Below are 12,160 nucleotides of genomic sequence, written 5' to 3'. Positions count from 1 at the left end.
AGTAGACTCTGGCGCCTTTCTTGCGGCCGTCGCCGCGCGCATCGAGAGTTCGCATGAAGATTTCCCTGGGCGCAGGCGGCGTGCGATTTCCCGGCTGGCTGCACGTCGATGCCGACGCGCATTGGCAGCCGGATGTCGTCGCTGACCTTTCGCAGCCGCTGCCGTTTTCCGATGCCTATGCCGACTTCCTGCAGTCGGAGGATTTCATCGGCCAGCTGACGTTCGCGCAGGCCAGGGATCATTTGATCGACTGCCATCGTGTGCTGAAGACTGGCGGCGTGCTGCGACTGCTGACTCCTGACCTCGCCGTGCTGGTGGACCACTACCAACGACGCGATCCGCGCGTGCTTGAGCTGTGGGAACGTGAAGTCGGCATCCCTCTGCAAACACGTACGCTTGGCGAGCTGATGCATGCGGCGCTGACCTTTGCCGGCCAGCGCAGCTTCTACGACGAGGAAACCCTGCGTGCGCTGCTGGAGCCGGCTGGATTCGAGGTGCGCCGGGTCAGCTACAACGAAAGCGACTACGTCGAGCTGCGCGGGCTTGACCTGCGCAGCCCGGACAACGCGATCAGCCTCTACCTCGATTGCGTGAAGCGCTGAATCGATGCGCCCGCCCAATCTGTTCAGCCCCAAGGCCTGGCTGAAGCGGGCCCGCGAGACGATCGAGCTGTTCTTGCTACCCATGGCCCTGACCCTGCTGCCGTGGCGCGCGACCCTGCGCATCACGCGCTATCTGTCGCGTTGGCCCGGCTGGTATGTCGAGGAAATCCACGAGTCTGAGGTGCGCGCGCATCGCGCCGGCTTCGCGCCGGACCGCGCTGCGTTCGCGCGCCGTTTGCGCTGGCGCCTGCTGATCGAACACATGGATTGCTTCCTGGTGCCGATGCGCGGAAAGCGCTACCTGCGACGCTGGCTGCGCGTTTCAGGCGATCCGCTGCCAGCGCACGGCCCGATCATGTTCATCGGCACCCACCATGGCTGCGGCTACTGGTTTCTGCCTTACGCGAAGTCCCTCGGCCTGTACCCGAACATCGTGGCGCCCCAGCTTGGACCACTGCTCAGCCGCTCCTCGCTGTTCGGCAACCTCTACGTGCGTCTGCGGCACAAGCTGATCGCGTTTGCCGCGGGGCGACCGCTGGTGTACCGCGGCAATGCCGCCGAGGCGATCCGGCAGATTCTGGATCGTGGCGACTGTGGCTTCGGCTTGTGCGACATGCCCACCAACCGGCGCGATGCGATCGAAGTCGAGCTGGCTGGCCTGCCGACACGGCTGGCGCAGAACATGTTCGAGATTGCGCAGGCGGCAGGCGCGCCGGTGTATCTGTTCAACACGGACACCGACTTGGACAGCGGTGAGCGCCGGATAGAGTTCATCCAGGTGCAGGGGCTCGCGATCGAGGACCAGGTGCGCGCCTTCGCGCAGATGCTCAGCGATTCGATCCGACGCGATCCGAGCGGCTGGCGGTTCTGGTCGATCGCCCACGCATTCTTTCCCGATTTGTTGCGCGATGGCGCAGTGAGCCCCTGACGTGCCCCGACTGATCCTCACTTACCACGCCACCCGGCTCGAACAGTGGAACCGCAGCGGCGCTGATCTGCTGGGGCTTGCGGCTGACCTCGCCCTGCTGGCCGAGATCGGTATGCCGGTGCTGCCGCTGGCCGATCTGCTGGACCCCGCCTGCGCTGAGGGCGTGGCGATCACCTTCGATGACGGAACGCGCATGGATGGCGAATCGATCCAGCATCCGACGCTGGGCCGGCTGCCGTCGATGCTGTCGGTGCTGGTTGCCGCGCGCATGCGTCTGCCCAAGCTGCAGGCGTCAAGCTTCGTGATCGCATCCGCGCAGGCGCGAGTCGACCTGGATGCCGGCCTGGTCGACGCCTATGGGCCGGATCTGATGTGCGATGCCTGGTGGCGTGCTGCGGCGCACTCCGGCCTGATGGATCTGGAGAACCACAGCTGGGATCACAACCACCCGCTGGTCCAGTGCAGCGCCCAGCGCGACAACCGCCGCGGCAGCTTTCTGGACATTGAAACGGCGGCCGAAGCCGAGGCCGAGATCAGCGCCGCCAGCGTCGAGATCGAACGCGTGGTCGGGCGCCGCCCACGCTACTTCGCGTACCCGTTTGGCGACATGAGTGACTACCTGCGCCGGCAGTGGCTGCCACAGCGCGGCCCGGAGATTGGCCTGGAGGCGGCCTTCAGCACCGAGCCGCGCGCACTTGGCCTTGCTGACGATCGCTGGGCACTGCCTCGATTCGTCAGCGGCCGTGACTGGCGCGATGACGCCAGCCTGTCAGCGTTGCTCCGGTCCGTCTGACTCCGGCGCTTCCGCAGATTCCCCCCGCGCGCCTACGCCGCGGTCCCGCCGTTCGTCCGCTTCGATCCGCAGCGGAAAGCTCACCACAACGCCGCGCATCGGGGCGGCGGCGGCATCGCGGGCGGCCTGGCCCGGGCCCTGCCACAGCGGCTGCACGTCGGTTGGCGAGGCCGGCTCCCAGGTCGCGGCGTCGAGCGCGCGCTGCTGGGCTTCCAGTTCTTCCTCGATTTCCCAGCTGTAGCGCTTGCGCGGGGGCAGCGGGTCGGCGCGGCTCCCCAGCGCACCTGCCAGTACGCCGAAGAGCGCACCGGCCAGGTGGTATTCCCAGCTCACCCCGGGCTCGCGTGGCAGCACCGTCAGCAGCATGCCGCCGTAGAGGAAGAAGGCGATGAAGCTGGTCGCGATGGCGACGCGGTCACGCCGCAGCACCCCGAGTGTGAGCAGCAGGAACATCAAGCCGTGGCTGAGCCCGCTGGCGCCGATATGGAAGGATTCGCGCGCGAACAGCCACACCAGTGCGCCTGCCGCGACCCAGATCAGGGGCAGGCTGCGCAGGGTGGCTTTTGGGAACGAGGCGAACGCGAGCGTGCCCAGCACCAGCAGGGCCAAGGTGTTCGACATCAGATGCGCGACCGAGCCGTGCAGCAGCGGCGCGGTGACGATGCCGATCAGGCCGAGCAGGTCGCGCGGTCGGTTGCCGACCACGCCAAAATCCGTATCGAACAGCAGTTCGAAGGCCTTGATCCACCACAGCAGGACGATAAAGCCGCCGCTGATGAACAGGGCACGACGGAAGCGACGGCGGTCGTGGGCCGCCTGGGCGACGGGGTCGGGATGAGTTTCGAGCAGAGGTAAGTCCATGCTTGAACCGGGTTGGGGCGGCGGACGCTGGGCGCAAGGGCGGCGCAGGATGGCGCCGAGTACGGGCCGGGTGGCGCGCTTCAGCCGGGCTTCATCCGAGACGGATCGCGAGTAGAGACGATCGTCGACACGCAAGCTAATGATTTATTGACTTTTTGTGTCGTTTTCGCCCCGCCGGCAGGCGCTTGGTCCGGCGACGGATCTACAGTCCAGAACGCGCCGCACTAAGCCAGCCCTACCCTTTCGGCTGCGCAGCAGCCGCTAAGATGCGCCGCATTCTCGAATGCCCAGCCGCTGCCGCGCTTCACGCGCAGCAGACACCCGCGACGGAGCGACACCCATCAGCAGCGCCAACGCCATTGAATTCGACCGCGTCACCCTGGCCCGCGGCCCGCGGGTCATCCTGCGTGAGGCGAGTGTCGTGGTGCCCGCCGGCAAGGTGACGGCGGTGATCGGCCCCAGCGGCGCCGGCAAATCGACCCTGCTGCATGCTGTCACCGGCGAGCTTGAACCCAGCGCCGGCCGCGTCCGCGTGCTGGATCATGAGCACCCGACCCGCAGCACCGCTGAACTGTTCCGGCTGCGTCGGCGCATGGGTGTGCTGCTGCAGGGCAATGGCCTGCTGACCGATCTCTCCACCTTCGAGAATGTCGCCCTGCCGCTGCGTGAGCACACCCGCCTGCCGGAAGCCCTGCTGCGCGAGCTGGTCGAGATGAAATTGAACGCAGTCGGCCTGGCCGAGGCGGGTGACTTGAGCCCGCAGGAGCTGTCCGGCGGCATGGCCCGCCGCGTGGCTTTGGCGCGCGCGCTGGTGCTGGATCCGCCGCTGATGCTGTACGACGAGCCGCTGACCGGGCTTGATCCGATCGCCTGCGGGGTGATCCTGTCGCTGATCCGCAATCTCAATGACAGCCTGGGCCTGACCAGCTTGGTCATCACGCATCACGTGGCTGAAAGCCTGGCGATGGCGGATCACGTCATCGTGGTGGCGCATTCCGGCATCGCCTTCGCCGGCGCGCCGGCCGAGCTCAATGCCACCGCCGACCCGCTGCTGCGCCAGTTTCTGGACGGCGCGCCGGACGGCCCGATCGGCTTCGACTACCACCGTGGCGCGCGTGCGGAGGTAAGCCGTGTCTGAGCTGTTCACTGGCCTCGGTCGCATGGGCCTGTTCCTGCTGCGGATTCTGGGTGCTATCCGGCCCGGCCACGGCTTCATGCGCGATACCGCAGCGCAGGTGTATTCGATCGGCTCGCGCTCGGTGTCGATCGTCGCGGTCGGCGGCGCGTTCGTCGGCCTGGTGCTGGCCCTGCAGGGCTATCGCACCTTGAGCACCTTCGGCGCGGGCAGCTCACTCGGCACCCTGCTCGGACTGACTCTGTATCGCGAACTCGGGCCGGTGCTGGCGGCGATCCTGTTCTGCGGCCGCGCCGGCTCGGCGATGGCAGCGGAGCTGGGGCTGATGCGCGCCACCGACCAGATCACCGCGCTGTCGATGATGGCGATCGATCCGGTGCGCAAGGTGGTGGCGCCGCGGTTTCTGGCCGGCGTAATCAGCCTGCCGGTGCTGACCATGGTGTTCTGCGCCTTCGCTATTCTTGGCGGCTACATTCAAGGCGTGCTGGTGCTGGGCCTGGACAGCGGCTTCTACTGGAGCTCGCTGCAACAGAGCATCGACCTGGTCGATGATTTCGGCCAGGCCATCGTCAAGTCGATCTTCTTCGGCATCGTCACCACGCTGATCGCAACCTACTCCGGCTACCACGCGCCGCCCACCATCGAAGGCACCTCCATCGCGACCACGCGTTCGGTGGTGATGGGTTCGCTGATGGTGCTGTTCCTCGATTTCATCCTCAGCGCCACCCTCTACTGAGATCGCCATGGCCACCTCAAGCAAAACCGAATGGAGCGTCGGCTTCTTCATCCTGATGGGCTTCGCCTGTGCCTTCGTGCTGGCGTTCGCGTCCACCAATTCGAAGGACGGCCTGTCCGGCGACAGCTACAACGTGATCGCCCGCTTCACCAACGCAGGCGAACTCAAACCCCGCGCGCCGGTGCGGATCGCCGGCGTCAAGGTCGGCGAAGTCGCCAGCGTGGTGCTCGATCCCGTGACTTTCGACGCCATCGCCACGCTGCGCATCAGCGCCAGCGCCGGAGAGCTGCCGTCGGATACCGCCGCGGCGATCTACACCAGCGGACTGCTGGGGGATCGCTACGTCGGCCTCGCCCCCGGCGGCTTCGCCGAGTCGCTCAAGGAGGGCGACGAGATCCTGCTCACTCAGCCGGCGGTCGTGCTCGAACAGCTGATCGGCCAGTTCATGTTCGGTAACGGCGGTGCGGACGAAAAGTCCGACAGCGCCCCCAGCGCCACGGAATAAGGAGAGTCCCATGCGTCTGATGAATCTGTTTCGCACCAGCAGCCTTGCCCTGCTGCTGATCACCGCCGCCAGCGCCGCCACCGCCGCCAGCGCGCGCCCGGCGGCGATCGTCGAAGAGCGCACCCGCAACGTGCTGACCCAGCTGGTCGAGCAGCGTGAAGCCTTCAGCGCCGACCGCGGCAAGCTGGAGCAGTTCGTCGAAACCGAGCTCAACGCCCTGTTCGACCGCGAATACTCAGCGCGTCTGGTGCTCGGTCGGCACAGCCGCGGTGCCGACCCGGCCAAGGTCAGCGCGTTCGCCGATGCGCTGGTCAAGAGCCTGCTGAAGAAGTACGGCGCGGCCCTGCTGGAAGCTGATCCCACCATCGAGATCCGCGTCAACGGCGAGTCCGAACTGCGCGGCGGCCAGATCGTCCGCGTCGGCAGCGAAGTCCATCGCCGCGGCGGTGCGCCGGTCAAGATCGACTATCTGTTCCGCCCCGTCGGCGACAACTGGCTGGTGTTCGACGTGATCGTCGAGGGTGTCTCCTACGTGCAGACCTTCCGCACCCAGTTCGATGAGCGTCTGCGACGGCAGAATCTCGATCAGGTGATCGAAGGCCTCAACCGCGGCGAGATCGATGTCGAAGGCTGAGGCCAGCGCACTGAAGACCGAGCGCGACGGCGAGGTGTTGCGCCTGTCCGGCCGTCTGGGCCTGGCCGAGGCCGGTGAGCTGCACGGACGCGGTTCAAGCTTGATGGACGGCATCCGCCGGATCGATCTGGCGGCGGTGGATGAGATCGACAGTGCCGGCGTCGCCGCGCTGCGATTGCTGCAGAAGCAGGCCGCCGCGCGCGGCCAGGCGCTGACGCTGGCGCCGGTGTCGGCGCGCTTTCGCGCCATCTGCGCGGCCCATCGCGTGGACCTGGACGCAGACCCTACTGGAACGAAGCAATGAAAACGAATCCCCTCGCATTTCGAATGCTGCTGCCGAGCCTTGGCCTGGCGCTGCTGCTGTCGTGGAGCTCGAACGCGCAAACCCAGCCAAGCCCGTCCGCGCAGGTGCCCGGCACGGCGCCGACCGCCATGCTGAGCTGGGGGCCCAGCATGGACCTGCCGGTGGATGCGACTACGCAGGGCGACGTCCGCAACAGTGAGGGTGCCGGCCGCCACGGTGACCCCTGGGAGCGCTTCAACCGGCGCATGCATCGCTTCAACATGTTCATCGACCGGATCGCGCTGAAGCCCGTCGCCAAGGGCTATCAGCGCATCACCCCGGCGCCGGTTCGCACCGGCGTGCGCAATTTCTTCAGCAACCTCGGGCAGCCGCTGACGGCGGTCAATCTGCTGCTGCAGGGCCGTCCGGGCCAGGCCGGCACCGCGCTCGGTCGTTTCACCTTGAACACCACGCTCGGAATGGCCGGATTCTTCGACCCGGCCACTGCCGCCAGCATCCCCTACCGCGACGCCGATCTTGGCCAGACCCTGGGTCGCTACGGTTGGGAGCGCTCGCGCTATCTGGTGATGCCGCTGTTCGGCCCCGGCACCGTGCGCGATGTCGGCGCGCGTCTGGTCAATACGCGGGTCAGTCCGATCAGCTGGCTGGCCGACGAGTACGGCGCGGGCGTGACCTTCGTCTACGGCGTCGATGCCCGCGCCAGTGCGCTGCAGTTCGACGGCATGCTCGCTGAAGCGGAAGACGAATACCTGCTGATCCGCGACGCCTACATGCAGCGCCGTCACTGCCAGATCGTCGACTGCAGCGATGACCTGCCGGACTACCTGCTGCCCGAGTACGAGTACGAGATCCCCGACGTCGACATCGACAACTTCCGTCGCTGAGATGAGCGACTCGGCCGCGATCGACAGCCTGCCGGCGGCCCTGCATCAAGCCTGGGCCGCTCTGATCGAGGGCGCGGCCCGTCGCGATTCGCCCTTCCACCAGGGGGTCCTGGCGAGCATCAACGTCGATGGCCCACAGGCGCGCTACGTGGTGCTGCGCAGCGCCGATGCCGAGCACGGCCTGCTGGCTTTCCATACCGATACGCGAGCGCCGAAGTGCGCCGAAATCGCCGCTGAACCGCGGGTCAGCTGGTGCTTTTTTGGCGACGCCCTGCAAGTGCGCTGCAGTGGGCGCGCGCAGCTGCACACTGAAGGTGCGGCGGTCGACGCCGCTTGGCAGCACACCACCGACTTCGGTCGTCGCGGCTATCACGCCCTGCAGCCGCCCGGTACGCCGCTTGAACAGCCCGGCAGCGGCTTGCCCGCTGAGCTTCAACAGCGCCTGCCGAGCGCGGCGGAATCCGAGCTGATCCGGCCTCGATTTGCACGGGTCGAGGTACGGCTCGACCGCATCGACTGGCTGCATCTCGGCCACCGGGGTCATCGTCGCGCCTGTTTCGAGCGCAGCAACGGCTGGGCCGGGTGCTGGCTGCAGCCCTAGCAGCCTGTCGGGCTTTGGGGGTCGAGGCGAAAATTCGACTGCGCGAGGACAGTTTTTCGACGATTCGCAGGCCGAGTGGGCTCTCTTGGTCAAGAATCGGCGGAAAAGTGGACCGCGCAGGCGGATTTGCAGCCCGGCCAACCAAAGTCCGACAGGCTGCTAGCCCGGATGCTTCGCAGCGGTCGCTGACGATCGCGCCGGAATCAGCGTGGATGGCCCCGCGCAGGAGCACGACCAGCAGCTGCAGCAACTGGGCAGGGCAGGGCGCAGACCAAGCGCAGCGAGACCGGTCCGAGGGCCGCAAAGCACGAAGATGCAGCCGCACGGAGTGTGCGCAGCGACATCCTTCAAGAACCCGGATGCAGTCAGAGATTCAGAGCCCAATCGGGCGCCTGTGTGAAAGATGCTGGCGAGGCCCGAGGCGAGAAGACCGACACGCAGACATTGCCGGTCGGACGTGTATTCTTGCCGCGCGCCGCGTGCTTCCGCGGTTGCCTACCGTTCGGATCTGCAGCAAGGGGAAAATCTGTGCAACGACGTGAATTTCTGGCAGCTGCCGGTTTGGCGGCTGGTGCCTGCGGCTCGGCGCGTGCGGGCGCCACTGCGCTGAGCGCTGATTCACCCCGCCTGCTGCTGCTGAGCGCGCCCAGCGCCGACGCCGGCGCTCGATTCCTGCCACAGGGGCTTGCCGACTGCGCGCACTGCGACAGCGCGAGGGTGCACGTGAGCATCGACAGCTTTCATGCGGCCGACGGAGGCGCGGTGCTCGATGACCTCGCCCTGCACGCGATGTTCGACCTGCAGGACGGCGGAAGCGCGGCCTTCACGGCTTGGAGCTTCCACGCCGGCGCGGTTGAATCGCGCACCGATTCAACCCGCTTCACCGCTGGCCGCGACAGCCTGCGCCGGTTCGAGATCGAGTATCGGCTGGCGGGCAACACCGAATCACAGCGCGAGATCTGTGCGCTGACGCGCTTCGATCTGCCCCTGCTCGCGCCCGGCCATTACGTGCTGCTGGGGCCGCGTCGCGATGGTTCACGGCTGCCGCCGCAGGCGCTGCGCCACAGCGGTGATAGCAAGGCACCGCTGGCGAATCTGCCCGCACGCGATTTCGACTACCTCGCGTTTCGCGTCGAAGCCCTCGGCTGAGCGCGGGCGAAGCGTCGGCCCGCCCGATGCGGCGGCGGGCCGCCGACTGACCAGGAGACCCGCATGCAGCTTCTGACCCACGCGCAGTTTGCCGGCTGCCTCAATGAGACTTTTGTGGCTGAGCTCAACGAGGGGTCGATCAACTTCCAGTTGGTGGAAACCCAGCTGGTCGAAACCCGGCAGGCGCAGAACTCTTCGCGCGAGGCCAGCCGCGAGCCGTTCTCACTGCTGTTTCTGAATACGGCGCCGGTGCTGTTCCCGCAGCAGATCTACCGAATGCGGCATCCGCGGCTCGGCGAGGTCGGCATCTTCATGGTGCCGATCGCGCAGAGCCGCGACGGTTTCATCTATCAGGCCATCTTCAACTGAGTCAGCCGGCTGTCCAGCGCATTTCGATATGCGAGCCGGTGGCATCAGCAGCATCGACGCGCGCGAACCCGAGCCGCCGGTAGAGCGCCATTGCGCGCGGGTTGTGCACTTGCACATGCAGCCTGAGCCCGCGTTGGCGCACGGCGGCAGAGGCCTGTGCGGCTTCCAGTAGCAGGCTGCCCATGCCGAGACCGCGCCATTCCGGCAGAAGGCAGATGTCAACGATGAGGTCATCAGCGGGGCGGCTGTCGCCCAGTAAGGCACGGTCGCGATACAGCCGACCGATTGGACCGCGTGCACCTACGATCAGCCAGAAATCGGCGTGCGGGAAATGGCCGACGAAATGGTGGTGCTGCAGTTTGAACTGCTGATCCAGAAAGGCGCGCTTGGTCGCCTCGGGCCACGGCACCGGTGCCATTTCCTCGGCGCGGGTGCTGGCGTAGAGATCACGCAGCCACGGCAGATCTGCGTCTCGCGCAGTGCGCAGCGAAAACCCGCGCTCGCTGAGCGGCGCGGGCTTGATCAGCCCATCGCAATCGGTGCGTTCAGCCGGAAATGAAACGTCGGTCTGCGATAGGGCCACGGTCCGTTTCGTCACGCCGGTGCGCCGATCAAGGGAACGACGGGTAAATGCCCTGCAGTGCAATGCAGAAATTCACGCCGAGATACGGCTGCTGGTTCTGGTGCGGCTGCCCACCGCCTGCGCTGGGTTGGAGCATGTTCGGGGCGAAGGTGGTGTTCGGCGCGCTGGACACGAAGGGCCTGTTCGCGGTGCTGCTGGGCTGCGACAGCCCGCCGTTCGCCACCGGCGAGCTCGAGCGGTTCGCGGTATCCGCCGGCAGAAACGCGTTGATGCCGTGGTTGTGAGATGGGATCTGGTTGCCGGTGAGCGTAACCGTGTTCACACCGAAGGTCTGGCCCAGGCTGCGCGGCGAAAGGCCCGGTCCTGATCCCTGCTGACAACCGGCGCGTCCGGCAAAATTCGGCAGCTGGAAGGTGGTTTGGCCATTGCCGCCGTAGATGACGCCGATCAGCGAGAACAGGGCGGTGTTCTGAGAGATCGGCAGCGTGGCGCCGTTCGCGAACGCCCAGCCACGCGGGTTGAAGTTGAAGCCGAACATCTGGATTTCGCCGATAAAGGGTTGCGTCACGAGATGGGTCCTCCAGTGAGGTGTGCTGCGCGGACGTGCGGATGCGGTCGCGCTGCGGCTGCGCCGGGATGGCGCTGTGGATTCAGCGTGCGAACGGGCGCGACAATCAGGATTGCGACGGGAAAATGCCTTGGGTGGCGATGGCGTACTGCACCGTCAGCGTGGGCATGCAGTTCTCATGCGGCTGACTGCCACCGGCGGCCGACGTCGATTGAGCCGACATGGGCAGCGCGGTCGCGCCGGTAATGTCCGAGGCGTAGAACGTATCGCCGCTGACCGTACCCGGGAGCGAGGACGGGGTCGGAGTGAGGGCACTGGCAGCGCCCGAGGTCACGGCCAAAATGTGCGTATGAGCCGGCATCTGGGTCGGAAGCACGGTGACGGTTTCCGTCCCAGCCCTCTGGCCGATGACATAGGTGCTCAGGCCGGGTCCGGTGCCTTGGTGAATTGGCAGGCGGCCCCGCAAATCGGGCACGGCGAAGGTGGTCTGACCGTCGCCGCCGTAAGTGGTGCCGATCAGGGCGAACAGTGCGTCGTACTCCGAGATGGCCAGCAGGCTGCCGTCGCATGCCTGCCATCCGTTCGGTGCCCCGCGAGTGCCGAAACCGAACATGCGGATCTCACCGATGTAGGGGGTGCTCATTGAGTTGTGCTCCAGAAGTCAGTGGTCGGTCGTGCATTGATGTGGACGCTGACGGCCGTTGGCCAGAACCTGCGTGCGCTCAATTGCGCGACGGAAAAATGCCGCTGAGCGCGACGCAGAAATTGATCACGCTGTAGGGCTGCAGGTTCGGATGGGGCTGGTTGCCACCCGCCGGCACGACACTCTGCGGATTCTGAGGCAACACGGGCCCGGTGCTCGCGGCGTACAGATTCGGCGCGGTCGCCGTGCTGGTACTGGTAGCGAAAAGACGTCCGGCCGCGTTGCGGTTGTCGCCGTTGGCCGTTGAAGCATTCGCCGAGTGCGTGTGTGCAGGCAGGTTGGTCGATAGCAGGGTGACATTCTCGACCCCGGACGCCTGACCGATCTGGACCGCCGGCGGCTGCCAGCCCGGGTCTACCGATGATGCGTAGCCAATCGGTGTACGGCTGCGCAGATCAGGCAGGGCGAAGTTGGTTGTGCCGTTACCCCCGTACTGCGTTCCCAACAACGAAAACAGCGCCTGGTTCTGATTGATTGGCAACAGCTGTCCGTTGCACAGGGCCCAGAATCTTGGTGCGAAATTGAAGCCGGTCATCATGATCTGACCGATGAAGAACTCGCTCATCGCTCTCCTCCCCTTGGATGGTGGGCGCAGACGGCTTGTGCGCCGCGCCGGCGTACTCTGAACCGCATTCGCTGGTCCCACAAGACCCAGATTCGCACGCGCGCCGCGCGCTTCACCCTCGCCAATCGACCCTACTGCAGCCGAAACAAACGTGGTCAAGGATCTACTCGCCGCCTGTCAGGAGATCATCCGCAGGCTGCGAGGTGAGTCGACGGCTGGGTGCCTGCACACGCCCGCGCG

Annotated in this window: 17 protein-coding genes; 12 read left to right on the top strand and 5 right to left on the bottom strand. The window is 66.3% G+C overall.

Going from position 1 to position 12,160, the window contains the following annotated elements; genetic code table 11:
• Positions 1-53 precede the first annotated feature (53 nt).
• Genes ACIQ7H_RS01640 through ACIQ7H_RS01630 form a run of 3 tightly spaced genes read left to right on the top strand, consistent with a single transcriptional unit; the run spans position 54 to position 2,323 of the window.
• Positions 54-602, top strand: coding sequence for a class I SAM-dependent methyltransferase (locus ACIQ7H_RS01640; protein ID WP_395787704.1), 549 nt, complete (start codon positions 54-56; stop codon positions 600-602).
• 4 nt (positions 603-606) lie between these two features.
• On the top strand, positions 607-1,530 hold the full coding sequence (locus ACIQ7H_RS01635) for a hypothetical protein (RefSeq protein WP_395787702.1): 924 nt from the start codon (positions 607-609) through the stop codon (positions 1,528-1,530).
• Between the two features lies 1 nt (position 1,531).
• Positions 1,532-2,323 carry a polysaccharide deacetylase family protein gene (locus ACIQ7H_RS01630; RefSeq protein WP_395787700.1) on the top strand — a complete coding sequence of 264 codons (792 nt, stop codon included), beginning with the start codon at positions 1,532-1,534 and terminating at the stop codon, positions 2,321-2,323.
• On the opposite strand, the gene ACIQ7H_RS01625 is transcribed toward ACIQ7H_RS01630, so the two are convergent.
• Positions 2,300-3,184 (bottom strand): rhomboid family intramembrane serine protease, encoded by an 885-nt coding sequence (locus ACIQ7H_RS01625; protein WP_395787698.1) that lies wholly within the window; start codon positions 3,182-3,184, stop codon positions 2,300-2,302. The genes ACIQ7H_RS01630 and ACIQ7H_RS01625 overlap by 24 nt on opposite strands.
• A gap of 283 nt (positions 3,185-3,467) precedes the next feature.
• On the opposite strand from ACIQ7H_RS01625, the gene ACIQ7H_RS01620 reads away from it, so the two are divergent.
• The 9 genes from ACIQ7H_RS01620 to ACIQ7H_RS01580 all read left to right on the top strand — a co-directional run bounded on the left by ACIQ7H_RS01620 (position 3,468) and on the right by ACIQ7H_RS01580 (position 9,501).
• Positions 3,468-4,322 carry an ABC transporter ATP-binding protein gene (locus tag ACIQ7H_RS01620; protein ID WP_395787696.1) on the top strand — a complete coding sequence of 285 codons (855 nt, stop codon included), beginning with the start codon at positions 3,468-3,470 and terminating at the stop codon, positions 4,320-4,322.
• A complete protein-coding gene (locus tag ACIQ7H_RS01615) occupies positions 4,315-5,055 on the top strand; it encodes an MlaE family lipid ABC transporter permease subunit (protein WP_395787694.1) in 741 nt (246 codons plus the stop codon). Before ACIQ7H_RS01620 ends, ACIQ7H_RS01615 begins: the two co-directional genes overlap by 8 nt.
• A 7-nt stretch (positions 5,056-5,062) precedes the next feature.
• Positions 5,063-5,560 (top strand): outer membrane lipid asymmetry maintenance protein MlaD, encoded by a 498-nt coding sequence (gene mlaD / locus ACIQ7H_RS01610; RefSeq protein ID WP_395787692.1) that lies wholly within the window; start codon positions 5,063-5,065, stop codon positions 5,558-5,560.
• Between the two features lie 10 nt (positions 5,561-5,570).
• Positions 5,571-6,194, top strand: coding sequence for a phospholipid-binding protein MlaC (locus ACIQ7H_RS01605; protein WP_395787690.1), 624 nt, complete (start codon positions 5,571-5,573; stop codon positions 6,192-6,194).
• Entirely contained in the window at positions 6,181-6,498 is a 318-nt protein-coding gene (locus ACIQ7H_RS01600) for a lipid asymmetry maintenance protein MlaB (protein ID WP_395787688.1), read from the top strand. The genes ACIQ7H_RS01605 and ACIQ7H_RS01600 overlap by 14 nt, the downstream gene beginning before the upstream one ends.
• Complete coding sequence (locus ACIQ7H_RS01595; RefSeq protein ID WP_395787686.1) at positions 6,495-7,382, top strand: VacJ family lipoprotein; 888 nt, start codon at positions 6,495-6,497, stop codon at positions 7,380-7,382. The genes ACIQ7H_RS01600 and ACIQ7H_RS01595 overlap by 4 nt, the downstream gene beginning before the upstream one ends.
• A 1-nt stretch (position 7,383) precedes the next feature.
• Entirely contained in the window at positions 7,384-7,983 is a 600-nt protein-coding gene (locus ACIQ7H_RS01590; protein WP_395787683.1) for a pyridoxamine 5'-phosphate oxidase family protein, read from the top strand.
• A 528-nt stretch (positions 7,984-8,511) separates the two neighbouring features.
• Positions 8,512-9,132, top strand: a complete 621-nt coding sequence (locus ACIQ7H_RS01585) for a hypothetical protein (RefSeq protein WP_395787681.1) — start codon at positions 8,512-8,514, stop codon at positions 9,130-9,132.
• 63 nt (positions 9,133-9,195) lie between these two features.
• Entirely contained in the window at positions 9,196-9,501 is a 306-nt protein-coding gene (locus tag ACIQ7H_RS01580) for a DUF6916 family protein (protein WP_395787679.1), read from the top strand.
• Between the two features lies 1 nt (position 9,502).
• Here the strand turns inward: ACIQ7H_RS01580 and ACIQ7H_RS01575 are convergent, their stop codons facing one another.
• From ACIQ7H_RS01575 to ACIQ7H_RS01560, 4 genes are all read right to left on the bottom strand, one after another.
• Complete coding sequence (locus tag ACIQ7H_RS01575) at positions 9,503-10,099, bottom strand: GNAT family N-acetyltransferase (protein WP_395787677.1); 597 nt, start codon at positions 10,097-10,099, stop codon at positions 9,503-9,505.
• A gap of 13 nt (positions 10,100-10,112) precedes the next feature.
• Positions 10,113-10,652, bottom strand: coding sequence for a phage tail protein (locus ACIQ7H_RS01570; protein ID WP_395787675.1), 540 nt, complete (start codon positions 10,650-10,652; stop codon positions 10,113-10,115).
• A gap of 106 nt (positions 10,653-10,758) precedes the next feature.
• Positions 10,759-11,295: a phage tail protein gene (locus ACIQ7H_RS01565; protein ID WP_395787673.1), complete on the bottom strand. Its 537-nt coding sequence runs from the start codon at positions 11,293-11,295 to the stop codon at positions 10,759-10,761.
• Positions 11,296-11,374: 79 nt separating this feature from the next.
• Complete coding sequence (locus ACIQ7H_RS01560; RefSeq protein ID WP_395787671.1) at positions 11,375-11,920, bottom strand: phage tail protein; 546 nt, start codon at positions 11,918-11,920, stop codon at positions 11,375-11,377.
• Between the last annotated feature and the right edge of the window lie 240 nt (positions 11,921-12,160).

The organism is Aquimonas sp., from assembly GCF_044377145.1.
GTDB lineage: Bacteria > Pseudomonadota > Gammaproteobacteria > Xanthomonadales > Xanthomonadaceae > Aquimonas.
The sequence above is the reverse complement of the archived record's forward strand: the minus strand, read 5'-3'. Positions and strand labels throughout refer to the sequence as shown.